The following is a 25,518-nucleotide window of genomic DNA, read 5'->3' on the forward strand; positions in this document are numbered from 1 at the left end:
CCAATATACAAAATTTAGAGAATCTCAGCATCCAGTTTTACAAAATTTTACCAGGTTGCCTTGGAATTAATGTTCAGTAAATTTACTTTCGTAATTTGGGATAATGGTGGGGTTAAAGAAATTGGTTAATCGGAAAATAGTATCAAATTAAAGGTGTTCAAGTAGAATAATGTTTATCGTAAGGCTTAAGAAATATTAAATAATATAGCCAATAGTAAGTGAATTAATTGATAAAAAAATAAGTACTTGAAAATAGCTATAACCAGGTTTTTATTATATTTTAATCGAACTTTTCAAAATTAATACCACGATAAATCAACGTTATATGTCCTCTTTTTATCTCCAGTTCCAAGTATGGGAAATATTATCCATGGTTTTAACATGCATATGCAATGACTTTTGAAAATCAATTGAGGCTCAAACACTTTATTTAAGATTTTTATTTGGTTATATTTTTATGGGGTAATCGGAAAATAGTGTAGAAAGAGGGTTAAAAATAACCCTCCTCCATTGCTTTAGTCAGTGGTGAAAAGTCAGCACCATAGATTTCTTCATAAACCCATTCATAGCCTATTTGACCCCAATTCGGGAATTGATCAGGTAACAATTTTATGAAAGTAGCTTCAACTTCTTTGAATTTCTTTTTCTTTTGGGTATTCGGATTATAGTGTTGAAAAACCCTATTAAATAAATTAATGTTCATAGCACTGTAAATCGTATAATTGGATCTACGCCAATATTCTGGACACAAAATAGATGGTGGATTGGACAGAGCTCCATTTCATAAGAGTGGGTTGGTCTATGTCGCTTGACATGGAGCCTCTATGGGCATGGGTGTCTTGCGAAGGGCGAAAGGGTCAAACAATCCTTTCGCAGGCGGACGAGCCTAACATGCCCCCCCTCCATGTAAAGCGCCGTGCTCAGACATGATGCAGTGACTTAGCCGCCACCCGGATTTCATCTTCAACCTGTTGTGGGGTCTTATATTGAAGGCTGCCATGCATTCGCTTTCGATTATACCAGCCTTCAATGTATTGGAAGAGATGAATCTTTGCAGAGGCGTAATCCAGATAAGTTACGTGATGTATTTCTTCCTTCTTCAAAATAGCATGGAAGGATTCAATACAGGCGTTATCGTACGGGCAGCCCTTTCGACTGAATGATTGTCTGATCTTTTTTGACTCAGCCTCTTCCATGAAAGCCTCACTCGTATATTGGGAACCCAAGTCACTGTGCAGAATTAACTCCTCTGGTGGTAGCTGCGTGGCATAGGCGTTATCCAATGCTTTAATCACCAGGTCTGTTGTCATTGTACAAGAAAAGGAATAGCCTACGATTTTCTTTGAATGCAGGTCCATCACAGAAGCAAGGTAGCACCAGCCATCCTTTAATGTATGGATATACGTAATATCGGCCACCCATTTTTCATTGATGGTGGTCGTAGAAAAGTCCCTGGCCAGGATATTCTCGCGTTCGATAACTGTTTCTTTGCTTGGTGTTGGCCGATATTTTTTAATGACGATGGAACGGATGCCCTCTTTTTTCATCAGTCTCTGTACACGTTTCAGACTTACTCTATATCCTTCCGCACAGAGATATTGGTGAATTTTTGGGGCTCCATAACGCCCTTTGCTTTCTTCGTGGATCTCTTTGATCCTTTTTGGCAGCTCCTTGTTTTCCCGCTCACGCTTGGATTCGGTTTCTTGGAGTGTTAGGTAGTAGGAGCTTCGCGGCAATTCCAAGACTTCGCACATAGTTTGGATGGGATGTTGGTCTTTATGTTGATCAATCACGGAAGCTACTGCAGATTGGCTTACCTTTTCGCGAATATGGCCATAGCCTTTTTTAAGATTTCATTTTCTTCCTGCAGCCGGCGAAGCTCCTTTTGAATCTTGGTATAGTCATCCGCCGTTGCCACGGTTCCATCTTCAAATTTGACGGGAGAAAACTTTTTGACCCAATTATAAATGGAGACATCAGATACGCCATATTCGCTGGTTAATTGCTTGACTGGAGTGCCAGATTGATATAATTCCACAACCATCCTTTTGAAATCTTCATTAAATTTATTTTGGTTTTTATTATGGCCTTTCATTGGACACACCTCTTCTTAATCTTATTCCTCAAAAATTATGAAACTAACTAGGATGTGTCCATGAAAATATACTAGCACCACATGTTTGGGGTGGGAAAAAGAAAAAAGACCATTATCTTGAACAAAACGTTTGAATCATTTCCAGAAATATTTCATTTCCCTAAACCCTACATCCCAAAGCTTTTCATTCCCCTTAACGATTATCGTAATCTTACTTGCACGTTCAAGTGGAATTTCAAACATTTGTGGAAACAATTCCGGATAATTCAGTTGCTCCGTTCCAGAGCCGGATAATACCTCACGACCATCGACTAAAACTCGTATACTTCCATCACTATCCATTAAGTCCGGTATTCCATAATAAAATGAAAAAATAATCTCCTTCTTGGACGTATAAGTGTAGGTTTCACTTCCTTTGCCTTTGGCGCCAAATATATTATATCCAGGTTCGACGTTTTGACCGCTAACTTTAAAGCTGTACGGTTTTGTTCCCGCTGTTGTATGCCCGGAACTATTTTTCAGTTCATTTAAAGCTATAAAGGGACCCTCTGCTTTGGTGAACGTTTTCTCCACAATTCCGCAAATTGCTAATACCCCGATTAGAATAACAATACACGTGATACCGGTAATAGCCATATTTAGCCAAAAGTTTTTTGTTCGATACCCTAGTTTGTACGCTCCGAATCCGATGCTTGCGCCTAGAGAGTTTTGAATGGCATCGTTAATATCAAAGCTTCCGAGCAAAGTTAGTGCCTGTATGGTTTCGATCACGAGAATAGACAGGAAGAACAATGAAAAGAAACGAATAAACTTCACACGGAATAACAATGGAATCAATATGCCGAATGGAATAAAGGCTGCCACATTTCCTAGATCTACGAAATCCATCAGAGTAGGATGCAGAAAATCAGAAATCTTTGGCAAATGGTAGAACTCAATCGGAAAAAAAATAAAGGTGACCCCAGTCGTGCTTGCAGATGCACCTATTCTGCCGAAAGCGAAAAAAATAAAATATAGTATCAAAATAGTATAAAGAATAGTTACGGTAAAAATAACTGTACGTTTTTGTGGCAATGTTATTTTGCCCTTGGCAGTCATATAAAAACACCTCCTGAAACAGTGTATCAAAAGTCATGTTTAAAATACATGATTTACTATAACCGTTACAGATATCAATGGAACCTGATGACCCCTATTCAATACAGAGATCACCTTCTTAAGTCTGCCTAGCTTTTTTATGATTGTCCTTTACAAAGGGTACAGTCTAAAGAAGGAATGGCTCCTTTTTTGTGGAAATAATCGCACCTCTGGTTGTCTATCCGCTTCGTGGACAGGATTATCCTCCACACCGACTAAATTTTTTTACGGTCAATTCCACAAATTTATTGACAGACCTGTTTTAGGACCATTTTGCACAGTGGCAAATCGTGCAGGAGTGACCCTGCCACCTTTTCTAAAGAGTTGATTCATAAATGGTAATGAGGAGTATTTCATAGTACTGGAATCACTTTCTTCAAGTAGCTTGGCCTTATAAAAGTGTCTTTTACAAAGGGTACATTATAAATTTAAAGTCCTCTTTATAAATATATTTAGAATTTGAATCAAACGTTGTTCTTATGCCATTCTTCTCGATTTAATTCTCCGTTTATTGCGGCTGCGGATACAGCTCCTGAAGCAGCTGCAACAATAGATTGGTGCAAGTGTGTAGTTGCATCCCCAGCTGCATAAACACCAGGTACACTTGTTTTTCCAAACTCATCGACTTCAATTATTCCAGTATCCAACATCCGGCAACCAAGTGCGACAGGTAATTCCGATCCAAGTACCAATTCTGCCTTGAAGAAAATTCCTGTGCATGGAATTTCTGTTCCATCCTCAAGCTTAACATGCCTTACCATGCCTTGATTTGATTGGATGGAATGAATTGGTGAATGAAATAACGGGATATTATGCGCACGCAATTCTTCACGTTCTGCTTCACTTAATTCATTGGGACCATTTGTACAAACTACAAACTGCTTTGTCCACCCGTAAATCAATGGGACAAAATGCATTAGCGCTGCTCCTCTGTTTATGACAACTAATTGCTGATCTCTTAGTTCCCAGCCATCACAATACGGGCATACAAATGCGCTCTTACCATAGACCTCCGCCAACCCTGGTATGCCAAGATCGCGATCCTTCATTCCGATAGCAAACAACAGTTTTCTAGTGGCTATCTTCAACCCTGAAGCAGTTTCCAACAAAAATTGACCATCTTCACCTTCTATCAACTCGATAGTATCTTCCAAATGTGAAACTGACGGATAAGTGTGAAGCTGCGATTTAGCAATATTTCTAAATTCATGTGGGCTAATGCCATCACGTGTTAAAAAGGCATGAGCCTCTCTAGTCACTGCATTACGCGGTTGCCCCTCATCGATAATCAACGTCTTCTTCCTAGCACGTCCTAGTATAAGTCCAGCGCTTAAACCAGCAGGACCTCCTCCAATAATAACAACATCAACTTCCTTCATGATTAACTCCCTTCCTCTTATTAGTTTAACTTTCCAAATATGTATACGCCCAATAATTACTCTGTACATCTCATATGTAGTTAAGACCTAACCAGTACTACTGAAATACTGTATTCTCACTCTGCTACGATGTTACATGTTGGCATCACCTCCTTACATAAGAACTTATCCACTAGCTCATTCGACTTTTAAATAATTTGCACATCTTTGAAACATCATCGATAGGCGCTGATTTTACTCTGTATATAGATTTTTCAGTCATAAATCCCTAGTAAAATTCGATGACAGTCAGCGAAATGAATATGCAGACTACGTACAGAAACTCTTCCTTAACTTTCGATCTCTTTCCTATAATCTTCCGGGGACATCGTTTCACAATACCGGATTAAAAATCGCTGTATCTTGAATCAACTTATACGGTCCTTTTATACATGTTCATTTTTGGATTCTCCTAATTTTTTATTATAATTTCATTAAAGACTATAGAGACACTTATTATCTATAATTGGTTGAAAGAATATGTGCTAGAAAACGATGTTCATTTCCCGCACAAGATCGGACATTTTTTTATTTCTCAAATGCTCTTCCATTTTTTCCTCTGCTTCCAATACTACTCTTTGAATCGGACAATCTGGTCCGTGATCGAAACTACAATCAAACAAAGAGGCAGATCCCTCAATCGCATGAATAATGTCAAGAAACGAAATATCCTCCCAATTTCGTTTCAGTCTGTATCCACCATTCACTCCTGTTATGGATTCAATCATACCAGCCTTTACTAGCTTGGTCAGTATCTTGGACAGATAAGTTGGTGACACCTTTTGCTTCTCAGCAAGCAGCTGAACGCCCACAGGTTTATCCGGAGTCGCTGCAGTAAGAAAAAGCATCGTATGTAGAGCATAATCTGTAGCCTTTGAAAACTTCATTCATCATCACCCTAATTAAGGATTTTATTTATCTATAATAACTTGAATGTTGTTAAACTCCAAGTATAATGCATGGGCTATTATATTATAGCAGCTAGTCGAACTTCTTGAAAATGCTCTAATCGTGACTATAAAACCCCATTTCTCTCGTTATGAATGGTAATGCTTCTCTTATATATTATTATGTAGACACATTACTACGATATTGTCAATCTATGCCCCCAACTTAATATAACAGCTTATAACCTATCCTTCTTTCTAATAATAGCTTGTAGAAAAATTCTTTTAGTTCTTTTTTATAATTATTTATATATTTGGTTTGAAGGCTTCAATGATTTTCATACATTGTGAATTAAGTAGAGTTTTGGAATTTATTATTTGAAATAACAATTCTACGGTGTAAACTCGATTTGTCTTTTCTGCTTATTTCATTCTAGCCTTGACTTTTATTAAATAGTCTATCAAATTTCGGGTATTCGGATTATAGTGTTGAAAAACCCTATTAAATAAATTAATGTTCATAGCACTGTAAATCGGATAATAGTGTGTAAAATCATAAATTGTATGTAATATCTTTTTCTGTATCCATCAAACTGATTAACCTTTAATGTAGTTTTCGTTTTGAACCTTTTAACTATCGAATCATAATTGTATTAATAATATTTACAAATTTAAAGAACCACGTCCAAGTTTTCACTTGGGCGTTTTTACGCTGGGCGAGAAATTCAGTTTTCCTTTCTACAACTCCGTTAAGTTCATTCCAATTCGACTTTTATAAAAAGAATACTTGATGGTTGACTCTCCTCTAAGAGGATAGTTTATAGTTCCTTTTGTAATAAATGAAGGAGGGAACAATATGTATGACCATTTTGAAATAGTTTTAAACGCTGTTAGCAAAACATTTGGCAAAAAGGCAGCCTTAAATAATGTGTCTCTTAAAGTGAAAAAAGGTTCTATCTTCGGACTAATTGGTCCAAATGGTGCAGGAAAATCTACTTTGACGAGTATATTAGCTACTTTATCCTTGCCAAATGAGGGTACTGTCAAAATTTCGGATTTAGACGTTGTTTCAAAGGTGAATGAGGTTCGAAAAAAAGTTGGAGTCACATTCCAACAAACAACTGTATTTTCGACTGGAACAGCTTGGGAAAACATATTGATTGCAGGAAAAATGTATGGCATCAGAACTTCAAAAATAATGGAACGAGGAGAACACCTGTTAAAGGAATTTGATTTGTTCCAAGTATCCAACGATTTGGTTGGTACTTACTCAGGTGGAATGAAAAGAAAATTGGATATTGCAATAAGTTTGCTTCATAAACCTGAAGTTCTTTTACTGGATGAACCTACAGCTGGATTAGACCCAGAGTCAAGAATTACCTTTTGGAAAATAATTACAAAAATTTCTCAAGATGAAGGAACGACAATTTTTGTAACAACACACTATTTAGAGGAAATTCATCACCTAGCAACTGAAATTGCATTGATCAACAATGGAAAGATACTTGATATTGGGACGCCAAAAGAATTGATCAATAAACTTGCGGCTGATCAAATTGAAATCCACTATCACAAATTAGATTTGGCCAGCATTTATAAAATCGAAGAATATATTTCTGACCTAAAAGAGGTCGTTAGCCACGAAATAAAACCAACAGCATTAACAATTATAACGAGTCATGGACAACAAATATTATCTGAATTATTGAGATACTTAATTCAAAGTAATGTCGAAATTGAATTTAGTGAACTGAAACAGGCAACGTTAAATGACGTTTATTTAATAAACTTTAATGAGAAAGGAGCAGAACAATGAATAACATAACATTCGTTTTGTTATTATCAAAAAAGAGGCTAACACCGCTAATTAAAAATCCAATAGCAATTATCATTTCAATGTTCCAACCATTGATTTTCCTAGTGCTGTTTGGAACGATATTTTCAAGCATATCTTCCGTTAGTGGATTTGAAGAATCCAATTATGTATCGTATATTTTACCGGGAATTCTGATCATGAATGCTTTATTTGGCGGAATATATTTAGGAATGAGTACTTTAGATGATATGAGAGAAGGAATATTTAACCGATATTTAATCGCCCCGAAGAATAACTTAATTTTCATCATTGGTGATTTAGTCTACATTTTCACTTTTCAATTGATCCAATCCACTTTGCTAGTGATTATTGGCTATTTTATGGGATTCAGACTTCCAATGGGAATCGTTTCACCAATTCTTTTTCTTGCTACACCAGCATTATTTTCGTGTCTAATCGGATCTATTTCAATTGGAATTGCCGTTCTAACCAAAAAGCACTCAACGATGATCACTGTCATGCAGTTTTTCTCTTTCCCATTGATTTTTTTGTCTTCTGCCTTTATGCCAAGCAATTTATTACCAAAGTATATAAGTATCCTCTCAAAAGTAAATCCAGTTGACTGGGTAGTTAGAGCATCACAATCTACTTTCAACCATTCTCCCGCAATTAACTACTATTTACTGATTGTTTCATGTCTTGTTATGGCTGTTTTCTTTTGTAAATTCACGTATGATGTTCAAAGAAAATAGTGAAATAAATGTGTTGACTCTTACCTTAGAGGATACTTTAGTATAAAGAGCATTGAAAGGAGGAGAAGAAATGTATACCGTTCATGAAGTTGCAAAACTAGCTCATACCACAGTAAAGACATTACACCATTACCACAAAATAGGTCTTTTGATTCCGGAGCAGACGACAGAAGCCGGATATCGCCTATATGGAAAAAAAGATTTAGAACGATTACAGCAAATACTTTTTTATAAAGAGTTGGATTTTCCTCTCAAGGAAATAAAACAATTATTAGATGGTGAAATCAACAGGGAAAATACGTTGATTCAACAAAAATATTTACTAGAACAAAAAATTGATCGATTTAAAGGACTAATCAGGACGATCAATTCCTCTATTAAAAATACCAAAGAAGGAGTCGATATAGATATGGAAACCATGTTTAAAGGTTTTGAAACTGAAGACGAATGGCAAGAAGCCTTAAAAGACCAAAACGAACATTTGAAAGAAGAATATGATTTTGACTTAAATCAGACAATTGATGTAGAATCGATGAACGACTCTGCCATGGAAGCACAGTCATTTAATGAAGATATGATTCATTTCTTACAAGAAGGTTTCTCTCCAAATGATTCAAAAGTTTTGGATCGTGTAAAAGAACATTTATCCTTTTTAGAAAAAAAAGGTCATCCATCAACGCCGCAAGACTTTCTAAATCAGACTGAGTTTTTCATCGTTGACGACTTTCATAGAAATATGCTTGAGCAATGGCAAGTGGGTTACACTTACTTTCTAAATAAAGTAGCAGCTAGTTATATGGCAAATATTAAATAGAACCAATACCAAATAATATAAATAATAATGGTATCCTTTTTTAAAATGTTTGATTCCCTTCCACCTAGTTGACCAAAGATATGAAATCAAAGGGCTGTTTCGGCAGCTCTTTTTGAATTTCTTTCTATTCATATTGGTAAAAATGAAGTGTCCTGAAAGGAAAGTAAAATGTTAACAAATATAATTAATCTACCAAACTTAAAGATTCTCGATATGAAGGAGAGTGAATATGATTATAGATTCCTAGTAGAGTCTACTACTCCATCTCCATCACATTGTCCTAAATGTGGGGCAATTCCTAACCTGTACAAACATGGTAAAAAGGAACAACTATTCTTTGATCTACCGATGCACACTAAACGTGTAGGGTTAATTATCAAACGGCAGCGTTATAAGTGCCGTGAATGCAATGAAACATTTTTTGAAGATTTACCAGATATGGATGTCAAACGTTCTGTTACTAATAGACTTTTAATTTGGATTCAAGAAACCAGTCTTGAAAAGACATTTACCAGTGTTGCAGACGAAATAGGCGTTGATGAAAAAACTGTACGAAATATCTTTAATGATTATGTAGCTGAGCTTGAAGCTCAAACAGATTTTAGAACTCCTAAATGGCTTGGTATAGATGAAGTCCATTTACTCAAAAACTATCGTTGTGTCATCACAGACGTTGAAAACAAGTCTGTAATTGACATTTTACGAAAACGTAATAAAGATACGGTTATCAGTCACCTTTCAAATCTCCAAGATATTGATAAAATTGAACTCGTAGCAATGGATATGTGGAATCCATATAAAAGTGCTGTTAATACGGTGATACCACATGCAAAAATCGTAATTGATAAGTTCCATGTTGTTAAATTAGCCAATGAAGCGTTAGAAAAAATACGAAAAGCTAACCGTCAAAATGTGTCAGCCAAAGAACGCAGACAACTTATGAGAGATCGTTATGTTCTTCTTACAAGACGAGATGATTTAAATGATTTCGATGATCAAATATAGTTGCAAGTATGGACTGATAAGTTCCCTTTACTTGGTCAAGCATACGAACTTAAAGAGCAGTTCTTTGACATTTATGAAGCTAAATCAATTAAGGAAGGCTACAAACTGTACCAAAACTGGCTTTCAAATGTTCCTAAAGAGTTAATGACTTATTTTGAAGACCTGATTAAGTCTATGAATAATTGGGAAGAAGAGATATTCAACTATTTCAATTCTCCCATTACAAACGCCTATACGGAGTCCTTGAATCGTTTGATTAAGACAATGAACCATATTGGCCGTGGTTATTCTTTTGAAGCTCTTAGAGCAAAAATATTGTTTACACAAGGTTATCGTAAAGTAAAAAAGAAAAAGAAATTCAAAGAAGTTGAAGCTACTTTCGGAAAATTGTTACCTGATCAATTCCCAAATTGGGGTCAAATAGGCTATGAATGGGTCTATGAAGAAATCTATGGTGCTGACTTTTCCACACTAACTAAAGCAATGGAGGGGGCTGTCCAGAAAGTCAGTGAAAACTGATTTTCTGTGATAGTCCCTTTCTGGTTGGAGAATAAATGGGGAACCCCTGACAACCGTCGCTTTCCGTTCCAGGCGCACGCTTTCCGGGGGGCGGGCGGTGAGCCTCCTCGTTCGNAAGGACGTGCAGCAATCTGTCGTTCAAACCAATTTTGTAATGAGCTATAATGGTATCCCCACACAAAAGCATACGTTAGCGAATGCCATTACACGTTTTTCAAAAAAAGCTGGGGTTCATCGAATTAGATTACATGCTTTAAGACATTCTCACGCTTCTTTGCTTATTAGTATGGGCGAAAACCCATTAATCATTAAAGACCGCCTAGGGCATGAAGATATTGAAACGACACTTGGCACCTACGGACATTTGTATCCAAACAGTAACTTTGAAGTAGCCTATAAATTAGAAGGTATTATGTCTTACCAAACAGCAACAGAAAATGAAGATACTTCACCCAAGAATCAATTCACTGCTCGTTACCTACGTAAAGGTTTAAAAACAAATAATGCAATAACAATGCAATGAAAATAGAGTAAAGAGCCGAAACCCTTGTAAACAAAGGGGTTTCAGCTCTCCTTCTACTACTCCCACTCTATAAATGAATAAAGACCCGCAATTTTACAAGGGCTTCCCATAAAGTCTATTATGCCTGACCTTTTGGAAAGCCCCCGGAAAATCAGTATTCGGTTAAGAGTAGAGAAAGCGCTATTCTTTCAGCTTTTTTCTCACCAACGCAAACGGTCAACCGCTTGACCGGGAACAATCCGTCCCGGAGCACCGGATCTAATAAATCCTGCATTGGCTTCATCGGTGTCGATATGCATTTCAAGGCGAAAGCGATCGGACACACGAATGAGCACTTGGTGGATTGTAAGTGGCCGTTCACCGCGAATTTCGACGGACACGAAATCTCCGTTCGTTACGCCGAAGTTTTGCGCATCGCGAGGAGACATATGAATATGTGCTTGGGCAATCTGTAAGCCTTCGGTGAGAGAGACGCTTCCAGCTGGACCGATGAGGGTAAATGGAGCGGATCCTGCAATATCACCGGATTGACGTATTGGCGGTCGAATGCCGATTTTTATGGCATCGGTCCGGCTAATTTCAGCTTGTGTCGACCTGCGGGAAGGGCCGTAGACACGTACGTGTTGAAGACTCCCTTTCGGCCCCGCAATGATGATTGTTTCATTTGACGCAAACTGACCCGGTTGGGACAAATCCATTTGTTTCGTCAGCTCATATTCTTTGCCGAATAGTGCTTCAATATGCTGAGGGGACAGGTGAACGTGGCGAGCTGAAACTGAAACAGGAATCATGCTATGCTGCGACGCAGGGACTGTAGTCTCTTTGAGTTCCATCAACACGTCAGCGACGATTTGTTCAATCTGTTGCCTCTCCATATCGTTCACGCCTTTCTAAAGGATCCTGCTTAGTTTTGTCCTTTTGGCAAAATCATTTCTAATTCATTATGCGGTCTTGGAATGACGTGTACAGATAGTAACTCTCCTACACGTTGTGCTGCTGCGGCTCCGGAGTCCGTTGCTGCTTTTACAGCCCCTACATCACCTCGGACAAGGACCGTAACAATCCCGCCACCTACGTGCACTTTTCCAATTAGGTTAACATTTGCTGCTTTGGCCATTGCATCGGCTGCTTCAATTGAGCCGATGAGCCCTTTTGTTTCAATCATTCCTAACGCTGTACCTTCATGATTCATTGTCGCTTCCTCCAAACAATTCAATATTTTTCTAATATCGTTTTAAACAGCTATGCTTCCGCCGTGATCAAACAAATCAATGTCATTTGTTGTCGCTTTTCCGGGCAAAAGCAACCCCAGTACACTCGGCCAAAAGCATTTGTTCAATCAACTCGGATAAATGTGCTCCTGCTTCAACTGACGTTAGGCCGTCTCGATGTATATTCGAAATAACCGTCCGATCTGCCTCGACCGTTTGTTCATTCGGTCGGTAGATCATGTATGCACTTAAGCTTTCATCGGTATTTAATCCAGGACGTTCGCCGATCAATGAAATGACAAGCTTGCAATCGACAATAGATGCTACTTCGTCCTGAACCCATACACGCCCCCGCTTAATAAAAAACGGCTTGGCAACGCTAATGTTTTTTAGTTGCAACCCTTGCATTAAAGCAGGGAGCAAGTCTCTTATATTAGCTTCTACTGCCGAGGAGCTTAAGCCATCACATACAATTATTTGGACATCTTTTCCTTTGTCGGCATTTGCCTTCAGCCATGATACGGATTCCTCCGACAGCTTACGGCCAGCATCCAAGTCCATTAAGTAGGTCTTCATGTCCTGAGCTTGTGTGTTCAGTTTATGCAAACCCATTTCTTGAAGAAAATCATCACTTACGTCTTTTAGAACCGCATCTTGTGCAGCGGCATGGTCAATTAAAAATTGCAAATAGCTTGTTGTCTTCTTACGGGTTCCCGATCGGCCGATTCCGATTCGGGCAGGTGAAATACTTTGGGCTCTTTTAATAGAAGCAGCGTTTTTTGGTTCTTCTACTCCCATTATCCGTTCTTCTGGAAAGTTAATCGTACCTTCCGACTCTTGCGTTTGTACAACATTGTTTTTTGGTAATTCCTTTTCCTTCGACAGTTCTTCCACTACTTTTCGAACAATTTCTTGAATATCCATTGTACCCCAACCCCTTTAGCCAAAGATCGATAAATCTCCTGCATGTTTTGTCAGTTTGCCGTTTTCCATTAGGCCCATATTTTCCATCCATTTTTCAAATTCACGAAGCGGGCGCAATCCAAGAAGCTCACGCAAACTCGCATCATCATGATAGCTTGTATCTTGATAGTTCAGCATGACGTCATCTCCACCTGGCACACCCATGTAGAAATTAGCTCCTGCTAATGCGGTTAGCATGCCGGCCACTTCTTGGTCATTTTGATTGGCATCCATATGGTTCGTATACGTTGGCGCGATGCCCATTGGCAAGCCGTGCAATTTACCCATAAATAAATCTTCAAGATCCGCTCGAATTAACTGGCGTCCATCATAAAGAGTTTCTGGTCCAATAAATCCGGAAACGTTATTTACCATGAAAGGCTTCCAGTGGCGTGCATAGCCATACGTTCTTGCTTCAAGCGTCTGCATATCAACACCGTGATCCGCATTTAGCGATACTTCTGAGCCTTGTCCAGTTTCAAAATACATAAAGTTCGGTCCAGCAGATGTACCATAGCGAGCCATCATCTCATAGCCTTCATCAATAATGCTCTTCGAAATACCGAATGCTTCGTTACCCTTTTGTGTACCGGCTAAACTCTGGAACATAAGTGCAACAGGTGCACCTTGTCTTAAAGCTTCCATTTGTGTCGTTATATGGGCTAACACACAGTTTTGCGTCGGTATTTTCCATTGTTCCATAAATTCATGCGACAAGGTTAGGAGTCTTTTGACCGACTCGACCGTGTCCACATTCGGATTAATGCCGATCACCGCATCACCCGCTCCATAAGACAAACCTTCTTTCAAGGAATACAAGATTCCTTCCGGCACATCATTTGGATGATTGGGCTGACAGCGGAATGCTAAGCGGCCCGGCTCCCCGATTGTAGTGTTACAATGAGCTTGAGGTCTTATTTTCTGTGATGCCAATACAAGGTCAATACTCGACATGAGCTTGGCGACAGCCGAAATCATTTCACTTGTCAATCCTCTTGAAAGTTTCACAAGTTGATCTGTGCCTGTTTCATAGGAAAGGATCGTATTTCTTAATTCTCCAACTGTCCAATTCTGGATCTCTTTGTAAATCGTCTCACTAATATCATCGTAAATTAGACGTGTCACTTCGTCTGTTTCGTACGGAATGACCGGGTTTTCATAAATATCTTTCAGCTGCATTTCGCTGAGCACTACTTTAGCTGCCATGCGCTCTAACGATGATCCTGCTGCTACCCGCGCCATGACATCACCCGATTTCGGTTCGCTTGCTTTTGCCAATACGTCTTTTACAGACGTAAACGAATAGTGTGTACCTTTGATTACACAAGACAATTTCACTGTTCAACACCCCTTATGTATAATAACGCTACCTATTTACGCCTTGGCGTTAGTGCCACCTTCAGAGGTGGGAGTTTTAAGATGTAAAAAGATAACGAAAAAAAGCGCTTTCACGTAAACCTAAAAAAATAGTTCTTTAGGACGTGAAAGGCGCCTTTGCCTCAATTATCATTTTGTTTTTAATCCTCTTCATCTTACATTACTATTGTTTAATTTGCAAATAGTGTTTTTTTCAAATAAAGCATGTAAATCAAATCATTACTATTTTTGTGAAGTCTGGAGAAGCAAGTCTGCTAATGCAATTTATACGAACTACTTAAAAGAAAAGGTTTACCGGAAATCCTCATATTGTAACTGTTTTTATAGAAGATTGACAAGTTACGGTTCAAATTTTATTTTTAAAAAATAAAGGATTGAAAGAGTTAACCTCCATTTTTTACAATTTGGGAATATCTTACATGATTGTCGCTGTGAATACCTGTCTTTTCATGAAAGAAAAAGAGCAGTTAATTGTAGACAAACACTAAAAATAGCGCTTGCCTACAAGCCTATTAACAACCTTATCCTTAATCGGTAAAAAGATATCGTCAAACCATTATACTTGGCTCCCGATTAACGGGAAAGTTATGGAAACTTTTGTTCCTTCTTCAGAGTGCAGGAATGCAAATACGCCTTGCAGCTTTTCTTCGACTAACATTTCAACCAATTGCAATCCTAAAGAGGATGGTTCACTATGTGAAAAAGAATCACCGATTCCACAGCCATTATCCATTACGATAATCGTAACCATCTGTTTGCGAAGGGTTACTGTAATATCAATTTGTCCCTCTTCGCGTGAAAGAAAGGCATGTTTTATACTATTTTGTATTAATTCATTTACGATGAGCGCAACGGCTGTCGCTTTATCCGATGGACAGAATACTGATTCCCCCTCGACTGATACGATTACTTTTTGATCGGGAGTGGTGGAAGAAGTGACGAGCAACGATGCAACTTGCTTAATTAACGTTTTGACATCGGCTTCATCAATTCCGCTTTGCGCCAAGTAGTCATGAACTAAGGCCATACTTGAAATGCGGGAAATGCTGTCTTGAAATACATTCGCTACTTCTTCCGAGGTCGTTCGCCGCTTTTGTAAGCGGAGTAAACTTGAAATAACTTGTAAATTATTTTTAACCCGGTGATGCATTTCCTGAACGATAATGGATTTAATGACATCTTGCTTTTCAATAGCTTCGGTTGTTTTCATCAGCTTTCCGAGATTTTTTTCTTGCTGCACTTCCCGTGAGATGTCTTTTTCTTTAATTAAAACTGCGATCGTCTCACCGGCTGAGTCCTTGATTGGGACAATGTCTTGCTGCATCACGCCGGATTCCTCTGTGATTCCTCTTGAACCGGATATTGGCTTTCCGGTCTTTAAACTAAAGAATACACCTGGTTCCATGTCTTCATACGCTATTTGCCCTAATAAGCTTTTTTGATACAAAGATGGAGTAGTGGCAGGCTTCGCTTCCGCGACTATTAAAGCCGCATTTTTCTCTTCCAAAAGACAATCGATAAATAATTCTGCCTGTGAAATATCAGCAATGAGTTGAAGGTTTTGTGCCACACTTAAAATGATTTTACGCTGTTCATTTGATAAACCTGATAATCGGCATAAGTCCAAAACACCATTCATGAAAAAATTGTCCTCTCTTTCTATCTTTCAGAGACACGATTCCGTAAGTAAACTGTCCAATCGTTCGAGATGCTATTCTGTGTTTTCGCGAATACAAAGAAACTGTAGGGGGAGTTGACAATCAATAAAAATGGATACTTTTTTCCGGGTAACCTAACGCTTTTGCGGTTTGGGAAAATTCATTTATCATTTCCTCTGTTCCGCAAAAATAAACATGTGAGTCAATGGGAAGGTTTGTTAGCAAGTCCTTGTCCATTCTGTTTCCCTCTTCAGAAAAGTAGAAGTGCACTTGGTCCGGGTAATTGGATTTCAGGAATTGATAGAAAGCACAGCTATTTTCGGATTTGGCCGCATAGTGCAATTCAAACGTTTCTTTATTGTGTTCAATTTCTTCGATCATCGATAGAAAGGGAGTAATCCCAATACCCGTTGCAAAAAACACATGATGCTTCGCTTGGAAGCTAAGGAGAAAATAATTACTTGGATAACTAATTTGTAGGCAGTCACCGATTTTTACATGATGATGCCAATAAAAAGAACCTCCTTTTGACGCCTCGTTAAGCTGAATAGCAATTTGATAGTATCCTGTTTTCTTGGAGTTGTTAATGAGTGAATACGTGCGTACCATTGTTTCTCCATTCGGAAGATCGATATATGTAGTGATGTATGAACCTCCACTAAAGATAGGCAACTCATAGCCATCATTAGAGGATAGCTTAAAAGACTTGACGAAGGGTGTTTCTTCTTTAATATCTTCTACTATTACACTGATCTTATTCTGCGTCATATTAAATCGATTGCCAAAACGTACAAATGTCTATTTTATTTTTATAATACTGCACGTTTTGACAAGTCGGTTTCCCTCCTTATATTTTCATCTTCTTGAGAAGTTGTCGTTGTACTGACGATGTCGTTTCTCAGACGTTTTTGTTTTGTGCCGCTTTTATTTTAATTCGGACAGTCCTGCATCATTAATAGAATAAAGACTAAACGAACTCGTGTCCATACTTCTTTCCTAATCGCCTTATTGAAAGTGTAGAAGGTTTATTCGGTAGTATGTTGCTGTTTGCGACTCATTCAACGAGTACCGTGGGAATTTAGGCATGGCGAATTGTTGAATATAGAACTGAAAACATCTTTTTCGTTCATCAAGAAAAAAGATGTTTTTTAATACATCGGTCAATTTTGAAACTTTATGTACCTTTGCACTCGTCTTAGAGGTGAGAATGTTTTTTAGTGAGGGTTGGTGGGAGTGGAGATGCTTATTAAAAGTGCCGGTAATCATTCCGAAGAAGAGAGATGGCTATCCGAATTGATGGATGAACTTGGCGAACGCTTGACGAAGCTGTCTTTCAGTTATTTGAAAGATTGGGGGAAAGCGCAGGAAGTCGTACAAGATGTTTTTCTCACCTGTTATAAGAAACGTCATCAAGCGTTGGAGCTAAATTCCATTGAATCGTGGCTATACAGAGTCACTGTGAATCGGTGCAAAGACGTTTTAAGGACTTCATGGTTCAAGAAAGTGATCGTAAATAATGATGTATTTTATAATCAAAAATCTGGCCAACCATCGCCCGAAATGGCCTCTATTACAAAAAGCGAAAATGAAAAGTTGGCACAACTTGTTCTATCTTTGCCGATGAAATACAAAGAAGTCATTTTGCTCTTTTATTATGATGATCTGTCCATTGAGGAAATCAGTTATGTAGTAAAGTCCAATCCAAATACAGTCAAAACCCGTTTGAGGAGAGGACGGGAAGCATTAATGAAGAACATGGAAAGGAGTGATTTTCTTGAAAGATCCTATGAAGGATATTAAAAAGTCGTTAGATGCGACTGTATTTAAAAATCCACAGTTCACGGAGAAGAATAAGAATGCGGTCTTTCAAGAGATTCATAAGCCGAAAAAAGTTTATCTTCTACCTACATTGGTTGGTGGTTTGCTGATCACGGTAATGGCATCGGCGGGTATTTATTTTGCGTCGGAAAAATTAGGAAGCGAAAGCCCGATTGCAACTGAACCGAATGGTCCTATTACTACGGAAATTCCACCAAATCATGGCCAGGAGGGGATGCAAGCCAATCCCGTATATGCTGCGAAGAATGAAAATGAAGTATCTATGTTAGATGCTGAAACAGCGTATGAACTGTGTGTCGATGCGCTCACGGACTATTACAATGCAATTTGGAACGGCACGGATATTGACCTTGATCAGTTTATCGGAAACGAGAACCTTAAACAGTACATGCAAACGAAGGTCGAATCTGAATACAAGAAGTATGGCTCTTTGGACAGCAAGGTGGAGCGCCTTGAAATTGGCGATTGGGAAGTGAAGTTTTCGGACGATGAAAAGGGAGGTTATCTGTATTTGGAAGTCCCTGTCGCAATCCAAAAGCATTATGGAGGTGGATATGGAGAGGGGACTGAATTTTTACTTCGGAACATTGATGGTAAGTTGGCCATTGTCGATTGGTATACAGGTGGGAAAGATACGTATGATTACGTAGTACGTGGCGATCAACAAAAGATTGACGATCCGGATATTTGGAATGACAGTGAGTGGGTGAAAAAGTTTAAAAGCGTCACAGGTCTATTTGATTTCGAGCAGAAGGTTTATGACCGATTTATGCTCACCCATGATGTCAATGAGTTATCCGGTTTGGAGCCAATTAGCATTGCAAAATTATATGTATACGCCAGTTATCACCAAGACTTTGAAACGGTTTACGCACTTTACACGGATAGGGAGGATCGTATTTTATGGAGTAAGGAAGAGGATGAAACAATCCCTTTATCCGATCGCGGAACACCAGAACAGATACTGCAAACATTTAGGAACATCGAAAAAGGGGCTTTTGTCCAAACAGGTGAATACGAAGGATATATTGAATTTTACCCAAACGGTGACCGCGAAGAGAAATCCGGCTTCTCTCTGATTCAAAACGAAGAAGGAATCTGGCAAGTGGCATTTTTACCTGTTCAGTAGGGGATTCGGGTACCTGTACAGGAAATTATTCCGCCTGTTTACTACAATTGTATATACATCCAATCCGAAGATTGCGATAAGAACGATTGTACATTTCCTTGGAAATCAAAATAACTCATCCTAGAGCTAAGTTATCAAGACCAAAATTTAATAAAGGTAAATAAATTAAAGGGCATAACGTATTATATATGACTAATAAGTTCAGCTTGTTGACAAACGCTCGCATACTGCGTTGCTCGTCTCGCTCGTCCCCTCATGAACCTTAAGTTCGATTCGGGTCTTCGCTCAACTTCGCGCGGGCCTGCACGATGCAGGTCATGCAGTCGTTGCGACAGGACGTCGCGAATTTAGACTGCCTTCCACGTGACAAGCGTTTTCAAGCCAAGCTGGGCAAGCACCTATCTCATGACTACAAACCTTAAAAAGACTGTAGACAAAGTAAAAAGATACTTTGTCTACAGTCTGAATAAGTTATGTCCTTTCTTTTTCAACTAGAGCAAAGTACATTTATTCACAAACTTTGCCTTTTATTTGATTTACGCCTACTATCCACAATTCAACGGCTTGTTTCGGTTCGCCTACCATCAAACCATTCAGAAAAGACATTAATTGGCTTTCTAAAGGAGTGAGTTGTTTGCCTTCAATAATTTTTTCCTCAAAGGAAGGAGTAGTATCGTTCACTTTTGCATTTACTGTTCCATAATACAATCCACAAATTAGTATGTTAAATAAAACCAATAGAAGAGGTTTACCTTTATCCAATTTCATCACCCTAAATTATATTTAGGTTTAGTTTGTCCTCTTCAGTTACTATCATCCCTTCTTCATCTAACCTGCCTCGTTAGTTAAAGAAGATGGGGAGAAAAAAGGTTGTCTCCCTTATAACTTTTTATAAACATTTGCATAAGCTACTTTCAGTTGATTTCTAAATTGCTTGTTTTTCTCTTTCGGCTTTTGATTTTTTCTTTTTAGGGATGTAATAAGGGCATCCTTGTTGTTTTCATTCATTTCTCACTTTACTTGTTTCGTTGTATTCTCTATGAGAACCTCTTGTACCCTCATATTCCCCCCTAAAATCATAGTAATGCTCCATACATCCCTCGCTGTAGGCTACGTCAACTGTTAAAAACATACGTTCCCTTTTATGGTATGCATATTAAACTATATGTTCAATATCTAAACAACAAATCAAACATGTTAAAGAAAAAAGGATATATGCTCATCTATTGAACATAACATCCTCAAATTATTTTTAGTCTATTCAAAAGCTGCTCAAAGATGGGTTGTTTTCCTGCAAGTCGATCTTTTGTAGGGATCTTATTTTCCTTCCTTCACAGACACCAACTCCGTAAAAGTCTCGCCATTTTTACCAGTAATTTTTAATACTCCGATTCCCTTTGCGAAGTAAACTCTCGAGCCACTTGGATAACGAAGGATGACAACGTTTTTAAATGTACCCGCTTTCACGGATATCGTTTTCGTTGTGCTTTCAACCAAAACCTTTTGCTCCTCAAACATCATAGAAGAATCTACTGTGTAAGCTCCTTGTTTTAATGGCAAGGGAACGTTGACGAAGATGAAGTCGGAACTCGATACACCCATAAGCAGTCTTTTTCCGTCTTCGATGTAGGTAAAGTTCGATAAATCCGGATAAAGATGACTCTTTTTATTATATAAGTACGTGTATTCATCTTCTTTTTCCACATGAAATGTCTCTTTCTTCTTTTCTAAGAACGATGGTTCATACGTAAGGATCAGACCATCTTTAGGCGTTAGGCCACCAGTGATAGTCGTTAGTGCGGCTTGCGGGTTTTGTTTCGATAAAGCGGACGTGTACACGTATCCTTTGCTTTTTCCACTTTGTACATAGGACCATCCGTTTGATGAAGACAATACGGTTACTTTTGAGTGATTAGTAATTGTACCAATCCTTTTACCATTTTGTTTTGGTTCTACACGCAGAATAATATCATTTTTCGCATTGACATACATTTCGGTTTTCGCTGCTACGGTAGTGTGCAGAGGAAAAGCATATGAACAACCAAGTATGAGTACCATTATTGCTGCCATTATTTTTCTCATTGAAAACACTCCTTACGATAGTTACTACTAACGAGGTTATGAAGCGCATGACAAAAAAAGTACATCTTGCGGGCCGTGTAAAGGTGAGCCATGTTTTTTCTTGTAGAGATTAACATATTTAACTATTCCCTTTTTAACATTTCAAAACTTTTGTCAGAATTATCCGTATACAATTTATATATGGCTATTAACGCAATCTTGTCGTTTTTATAAAAGGAATCGGGGGGGATGGAGATGGGAATGGTAAAGAGGATGATTATAGGAGGATTCGTTGCGTTTGTGGTTTTACTTGCTGGATGTGAGGAGGAAGAGAAGGCGGTTGCTGATTTGGTGGAGACGGAAATAGTTGAAGAGGTCGAGGCTCATCAAGAAGATGAAACAGTAGTTGATGAGTACTGGTCGCAGCCAATTGATTCGGAGATCTGCAAAACGATATGGGAATGTCGTGATTTAGGGGATACATACGGAAGCGAGCATTTTACTGACTTTAGAAGAGGAATTGAAAGATCAAACGAGATGTGGTACCTGGATGTAGGCACGGAAGAAGATGAAAATTCTCTTGCCGAATTTGATTGGGAAGATGAAGATCTCATTATTGCTCGCTATGAAATTATAGAAGATGAACTTATTTTGACAAAAGGTGAAGAAATGAGCATCTTCAAAGGTATCCCTGATCTTGTGCATACCTTGTACGATCGAAATAAAGTAAATTTCCAAGTCCTTGATTTTCGAGAGGATGTGTACCCGCATGTTTTTGTAAAAGAGGGGAAATTGGGGATGCCTTCTAACTGGATTGGACGGTGGTTTCAATTCGACACGGTAGCCACACTGATTCATGAGTATGGCCATTTGCTGACAATGAATCAAGAGAATCTTGTCAATTCGGATACCTGTCCAGCAGATCAATTCTTTTTGCAACGGTACGAGGAGTGCTATAACGTTAACAGTTATATGAATCTTTTTTATCATTCTTTTTGGAAGGGTTATGAGGAGCAGTGGCTTCATGCTGGTTATGGGACTGTTGAGGAGAGAATTGCTTTTTATGAAGAGCATAAGGAATCCTTTGTGACAACTTACGCTACGGTAAGACCATATGAAGACATTGCAGAGTCTTTCTCTCATTTTATGTTAACGCCGTACAATGACAGTCCACAAACGGTAGCAGAAGAAAAGATTAACTTCTTTTATCAGTTTCCAGAATTGGTCGAGTACCGGGCGTTTGTGTTGAAAGAGCTGAAAGATCGAAAAGACGAGATGTGGTCTTTTTATTGAGGCAAATTTCAAAATGAAATCAAATAGTAGAGAGGCGGGAATTATAGTGTTTAAGACGAATTGAGCTTAAAACTATTCACGTGGACCACCTGCGTTGTTTGTTTTCACGTATGCAATAAAAACAACACATACAGGAGGTACATGATGATTGAATTACGTAACATAACTTGGGAGAATTTTGATGAGTGCATTCAGTTACAGTTAACAGAGGAACAGAAAGGCTTCTTGGCATCGAATGTCTATAGTCTTGCGCAATCCTATGTCGCTTTGCTGAATGATGAATTGCCGGCAATGACTTTTGCAATTTATGACGATGAAACGATGATCGGATTTGTAATGATGTATCACGACACCGCAGAAGAAAATGAGTATGGCGAAGAAGAAGCTTATGGAATCCTCCGTTTCATGATCGATTGGCGGTACCAAAACAAAGGGATTGGAACGAAAGCTCTTCAAAAGGTTCTTGATTACATCCGGACATTTCCTCAAGGAGAAGCGAGCGCTGTCTATCTTTCTTATGCCCCTGAAAACGAGGCTGCTCGACATCTTTATGCGAAATTCGGTTTTCAGGAGATCAGCATGGATGAAGAGGAAGATGAAATGGTGGCGAGGCTCATTCTATAAGTGAAAACCTGATGAAACTCTCTTCGATCTATTTGGCTATTCCAGTAGGAGTAGCCGCTTTTTTTTGTAAAGCTTGAAGGGTGAATTTGCGATCTAGCTCAGAGGTGCTTTTCAGTTTGATTGCCGTCCTAATTTTAACTCTGAACAGTACACGCAAATACTGTCCATCATCATGTCGTGCCAACAAACGGTATCTTCAAATGATAAAACTATGTATACTCATAGTAAGAGGGTTCGAAACCATCCCCTCTATAATAAAAACTAGGGAGGAAGTACATATGGAAAAGGCAGTAGTCGTATTTAGTGGCGGGCAGGATTCAACGACGTGTCTCCTTTGGGCATTGGAGACATTTGACGAAGTTGAAGCCGTCACTTTTTTGTATGGCCAAAGAAATAGCTCGGAAATAGGTTCGGCGAAGAAGATTGCTGAGGACTTAGGAGTTCGCCATACAATCTTGGAGTTGAATTTGCTGAATCAGCTGACGGAGAATGCCATGACCCGAAGTGGAATGGAGATTGACGAGGCGGGCGAAGTTCCGAATACGTTTGTCGAAGGGAGAAATCATATTTTCCTATCTTTCGCTGCGATTTATGCAAAGCGTATTGGAGCGAGACATATCATTACGGGTGTCAGTGAGGCGGATTTCAGCGGTTACCCCGATTGCCGGAATGATTTTATTGCATCCTTGAATTTGACGCTGAATCTTGCGATGGATACAAGATTTGAGATCCATACGCCGTTAATGTGGAAAACGAAGGCGGATGTATGGGAAATGGCGGATATGATGGGCATGTTGGAGTATATTCGAACGAATACGACGACTTGTTACAACGGAATCACCGGTGATGGATGCGGGGAGTGTCCTTCATGCAAATTACGAAAGAACGGTCTTGAAGCTTACCTATCAGGAGGCCGTATATATGCTTAGAATTCTTATTTATATGCTTTCAATTGTAGCTGCCAATGTCGTTACAGCGAAATTTGCTCCGCTTGAAATAGGTTTGTTCATCATACCTTATGGAACACTATTCATTGGATTGACGCTCGTTATGCGGGATATGGTCCAAAATCGATACGGCCGTGCGAAAACGTATATGTGGATTGTCGCTGCGCTATCATTGTCTGCGATTACAAGCCACTTGCTTGGCGACGCGCTGTGGGTCGTATTTGCATCGACTCTAAGCTTTATTATATCTGAAACGGTTGATACGGAAATCTATACACGTTTTAAGCTGCCTTTTGTGAAGCGGGTCATGTATTCGGGCGTTATTGCCGGTTTTCTTGATTCGGCCGTGTTCGTCATTATCGGAATCGGTCCTTTAGGTCTCAAGTTTGTTCCGTGGGAGCTCGTTCCGTATGCGATTGCGGGACAGTGGGTAGCGAAAACGCTTATGCAACTAGTCGTAGCCGGTGGCATTAGACATTTTGTAATGAAAATGGGCATTTATGAACCGAATATATCAGACGTTCACGATACAGTCCCGCAAACAGTGCGGGCAACACGATAAGGGAGGACAAATCGAATGAAACAAAGTGATACGAAAGATCTTACGCTGCTTGGAAATCAAAATACGGAATACCTTTATGATTACAATCCGGAAGTGCTTGAAACATTTGAAAACCAGCATCAAGAAAACGATTATTTTGTAAAGTTCAATATTCCTGAGTTTACAAGTCTTTGCCCGATGACGGGACAGCCGGATTTCGCATCCGTCTATATTTCGTATATTCCGGATGTGCGCATGGTCGAAAGCAAGTCATTGAAATTATACATGTTCAGTTTCCGGAATCATGGAGCCTACCATGAAGACTGTGTAAATATTATTATGAAAGACTTAATTGAATTGATGGACCCGCGGTATATTGAAGTGTGGGCAAAATTCACTCCGCGCGGCGGCATCTCCATTGACCCGTATTGCAATTACGGAAAGCCTGGCACAGTGTTTGAAGAGATGGCAAAAAACCGGCTTATGCAGCATGATATGTATCCGGAAAACATTGATAATCGATAAATAGAATGACAAGCGTTAGATCCTTTATTACGGGGATCTAACGCTTTTTTGGTACGAAAGGAGCGTCTTACATGGCACTGATATTTCATTGAAAAGAAAGACTATTAGGAATATATGTGATACATTAATAGTGATAGTCTGAATAATGAATATTTAATAGTTTTGGAAGAGGGTGTTATTTTGTTGAATGAAAGGGGATGTGTACTGCTTAATTTCGCTTTACGAGTAGGAATTTAACGTATAAATCGAATGGCAGTTGCAAGAAACAAGAGGGAAATTGTATGAGCGGGAGCGTTCTATTTGCGTGTTTGAAATGATGAGGATAATAAAAAGCACCAGGAATACATACTATTAAACGGCAGGCAGAACGTTAGGGAAATCTTC

General features: G+C 38.9%; 23 protein-coding genes and 3 pseudogenes. 13 read left to right on the top strand and 13 right to left on the bottom strand.

Annotation, left to right across the window (positions count from 1 at the left end; all coding sequences use genetic code 11):
- Positions 1-920: 920 nt before the first annotated feature.
- Both ACFQ38_RS09370 and ACFQ38_RS09375 read right to left on the bottom strand, forming a co-directional pair.
- A protein-coding gene (locus ACFQ38_RS09370; protein ID WP_142246032.1) for an IS3 family transposase occupies positions 921-2,095 on the bottom strand; the annotation gives its coding sequence in 2 pieces (ribosomal slippage) (positions 921-1,852 and positions 1,852-2,095; 1,176 coding nt in all).
- Between the two features lie 135 nt (positions 2,096-2,230).
- Entirely contained in the window at positions 2,231-3,193 is a 963-nt protein-coding gene (locus ACFQ38_RS09375) for a VanZ family protein (RefSeq protein WP_077735391.1), read from the bottom strand.
- Here ACFQ38_RS09375 and ACFQ38_RS09380 point away from each other — a divergent pair.
- On the top strand, positions 3,161-3,325 hold the full coding sequence (locus ACFQ38_RS09380) for an IS3 family transposase (RefSeq protein WP_328799779.1): 165 nt from the start codon (positions 3,161-3,163) through the stop codon (positions 3,323-3,325). The two genes, ACFQ38_RS09375 and ACFQ38_RS09380, sit on opposite strands and share 33 nt — an antisense overlap.
- Positions 3,326-3,696: 371 nt before the next feature.
- Here ACFQ38_RS09380 and ACFQ38_RS09385 read toward each other — a convergent pair whose 3' ends face one another.
- Positions 3,697-4,611 carry an NAD(P)/FAD-dependent oxidoreductase gene (locus ACFQ38_RS09385; RefSeq protein WP_018705598.1) on the bottom strand — a complete coding sequence of 305 codons (915 nt, stop codon included), beginning with the start codon at positions 4,609-4,611 and terminating at the stop codon, positions 3,697-3,699.
- Positions 4,612-5,135: 524 nt separating this feature from the next.
- The gene (locus ACFQ38_RS09390) at positions 5,136-5,537 is read right to left on the bottom strand and encodes an RrF2 family transcriptional regulator (RefSeq protein WP_018705597.1); all 402 of its coding nucleotides are present in this window, start codon (positions 5,535-5,537) and stop codon (positions 5,136-5,138) included.
- Between the two features lie 856 nt (positions 5,538-6,393).
- On the opposite strand from ACFQ38_RS09390, the gene ACFQ38_RS09395 reads away from it, so the two are divergent.
- From ACFQ38_RS09395 to ACFQ38_RS09415, 5 genes and pseudogenes are all read left to right on the top strand, one after another.
- On the top strand, positions 6,394-7,353 hold the full coding sequence (locus ACFQ38_RS09395; protein ID WP_095314253.1) for an ABC transporter ATP-binding protein: 960 nt from the start codon (positions 6,394-6,396) through the stop codon (positions 7,351-7,353).
- On the top strand, positions 7,350-8,105 hold the full coding sequence (locus ACFQ38_RS09400; protein ID WP_120076016.1) for an ABC transporter permease: 756 nt from the start codon (positions 7,350-7,352) through the stop codon (positions 8,103-8,105). The genes ACFQ38_RS09395 and ACFQ38_RS09400 overlap by 4 nt, the downstream gene beginning before the upstream one ends.
- A gap of 70 nt (positions 8,106-8,175) precedes the next feature.
- A complete protein-coding gene (locus ACFQ38_RS09405; RefSeq protein WP_120076018.1) occupies positions 8,176-8,919 on the top strand; it encodes a MerR family transcriptional regulator in 744 nt (247 codons plus the stop codon).
- Between the two features lie 213 nt (positions 8,920-9,132).
- Positions 9,133-10,443: pseudogene (locus ACFQ38_RS09410) on the top strand (ISL3 family transposase).
- A 124-nt stretch (positions 10,444-10,567) separates the two neighbouring features.
- Positions 10,568-10,966 (top strand): annotated as a pseudogene (locus ACFQ38_RS09415) (tyrosine-type recombinase/integrase); the annotation flags it as partial.
- A gap of 200 nt (positions 10,967-11,166) precedes the next feature.
- Here the strand turns inward: ACFQ38_RS09415 and pduL are convergent.
- From pduL to ACFQ38_RS09445, 6 genes are all read right to left on the bottom strand, one after another.
- Positions 11,167-11,841: a phosphate propanoyltransferase gene (pduL, locus tag ACFQ38_RS09420; RefSeq protein ID WP_381480502.1), complete on the bottom strand. Its 675-nt coding sequence runs from the start codon at positions 11,839-11,841 to the stop codon at positions 11,167-11,169.
- 29 nt (positions 11,842-11,870) lie between these two features.
- A complete protein-coding gene (locus ACFQ38_RS09425; RefSeq protein ID WP_336822720.1) occupies positions 11,871-12,158 on the bottom strand; it encodes a BMC domain-containing protein in 288 nt (95 codons plus the stop codon).
- Positions 12,159-12,240: 82 nt separating this feature from the next.
- Positions 12,241-13,101 (bottom strand): ethanolamine ammonia-lyase subunit EutC, encoded by an 861-nt coding sequence (gene eutC / locus ACFQ38_RS09430; RefSeq protein ID WP_336822719.1) that lies wholly within the window; start codon positions 13,099-13,101, stop codon positions 12,241-12,243.
- A gap of 15 nt (positions 13,102-13,116) precedes the next feature.
- Positions 13,117-14,478 carry an ethanolamine ammonia-lyase subunit EutB gene (locus ACFQ38_RS09435; protein WP_336822718.1) on the bottom strand — a complete coding sequence of 454 codons (1,362 nt, stop codon included), beginning with the start codon at positions 14,476-14,478 and terminating at the stop codon, positions 13,117-13,119.
- A gap of 595 nt (positions 14,479-15,073) precedes the next feature.
- Positions 15,074-16,156: a sensor histidine kinase gene (locus ACFQ38_RS09440; protein WP_381480503.1), complete on the bottom strand. Its 1,083-nt coding sequence runs from the start codon at positions 16,154-16,156 to the stop codon at positions 15,074-15,076.
- A 121-nt stretch (positions 16,157-16,277) separates the two neighbouring features.
- Complete coding sequence (locus tag ACFQ38_RS09445) at positions 16,278-16,943, bottom strand: ferredoxin reductase (protein WP_336822716.1); 666 nt, start codon at positions 16,941-16,943, stop codon at positions 16,278-16,280.
- Positions 16,944-17,414: 471 nt separating this feature from the next.
- On the opposite strand from ACFQ38_RS09445, the gene ACFQ38_RS09450 reads away from it, so the two are divergent.
- Complete coding sequence (locus tag ACFQ38_RS09450) at positions 17,415-17,975, top strand: sigma-70 family RNA polymerase sigma factor (RefSeq protein ID WP_381480505.1); 561 nt, start codon at positions 17,415-17,417, stop codon at positions 17,973-17,975.
- Positions 17,950-19,143 (top strand): hypothetical protein, encoded by a 1,194-nt coding sequence (locus ACFQ38_RS09455; protein WP_381480506.1) that lies wholly within the window; start codon positions 17,950-17,952, stop codon positions 19,141-19,143. The genes ACFQ38_RS09450 and ACFQ38_RS09455 overlap by 26 nt, the downstream gene beginning before the upstream one ends.
- A gap of 507 nt (positions 19,144-19,650) precedes the next feature.
- Here ACFQ38_RS09455 and ACFQ38_RS09460 read toward each other — a convergent pair.
- The 3 genes and pseudogenes from ACFQ38_RS09460 to ACFQ38_RS09470 form a co-directional block, all read right to left on the bottom strand.
- The gene (locus tag ACFQ38_RS09460; RefSeq protein WP_381480507.1) at positions 19,651-19,905 is read right to left on the bottom strand and encodes a hypothetical protein; all 255 of its coding nucleotides are present in this window, start codon (positions 19,903-19,905) and stop codon (positions 19,651-19,653) included.
- 117 nt (positions 19,906-20,022) lie between these two features.
- Positions 20,023-20,154 (bottom strand): annotated as a pseudogene (locus tag ACFQ38_RS09465) (DUF6262 family protein); the annotation flags it as partial.
- Positions 20,155-20,460: 306 nt separating this feature from the next.
- Complete coding sequence (locus tag ACFQ38_RS09470; protein WP_336822712.1) at positions 20,461-21,225, bottom strand: SH3 domain-containing protein; 765 nt, start codon at positions 21,223-21,225, stop codon at positions 20,461-20,463.
- Positions 21,226-21,459: 234 nt separating this feature from the next.
- Between ACFQ38_RS09470 and ACFQ38_RS09475 the strand changes: the two genes are divergently transcribed.
- The 5 genes from ACFQ38_RS09475 (at position 21,460) to queF (ending at position 25,134) form a co-directional block, all read left to right on the top strand.
- Positions 21,460-22,497: a hypothetical protein gene (locus tag ACFQ38_RS09475; RefSeq protein WP_381480508.1), complete on the top strand. Its 1,038-nt coding sequence runs from the start codon at positions 21,460-21,462 to the stop codon at positions 22,495-22,497.
- Between the two features lie 144 nt (positions 22,498-22,641).
- On the top strand, positions 22,642-23,121 hold the full coding sequence (locus ACFQ38_RS09480; protein WP_381480509.1) for a GNAT family N-acetyltransferase: 480 nt from the start codon (positions 22,642-22,644) through the stop codon (positions 23,119-23,121).
- A 278-nt stretch (positions 23,122-23,399) separates the two neighbouring features.
- Positions 23,400-24,050 (top strand): 7-cyano-7-deazaguanine synthase QueC, encoded by a 651-nt coding sequence (gene queC / locus ACFQ38_RS09485; RefSeq protein WP_381480510.1) that lies wholly within the window; start codon positions 23,400-23,402, stop codon positions 24,048-24,050.
- Entirely contained in the window at positions 24,043-24,630 is a 588-nt protein-coding gene (locus tag ACFQ38_RS09490) for a VUT family protein (RefSeq protein ID WP_381480511.1), read from the top strand. Before queC ends, ACFQ38_RS09490 begins: the two co-directional genes overlap by 8 nt.
- Before the next feature lie 15 nt (positions 24,631-24,645).
- Positions 24,646-25,134: a preQ(1) synthase gene (queF, locus tag ACFQ38_RS09495; protein WP_336822707.1), complete on the top strand. Its 489-nt coding sequence runs from the start codon at positions 24,646-24,648 to the stop codon at positions 25,132-25,134.
- Positions 25,135-25,518: the final 384 nt, after the last annotated feature.

Origin of the sequence: Sporosarcina contaminans, from assembly GCF_042679045.1 — a bacterium.
In the GTDB taxonomy this organism is placed as follows: domain Bacteria; phylum Bacillota; class Bacilli; order Bacillales_A; family Planococcaceae; genus Sporosarcina; species Sporosarcina contaminans.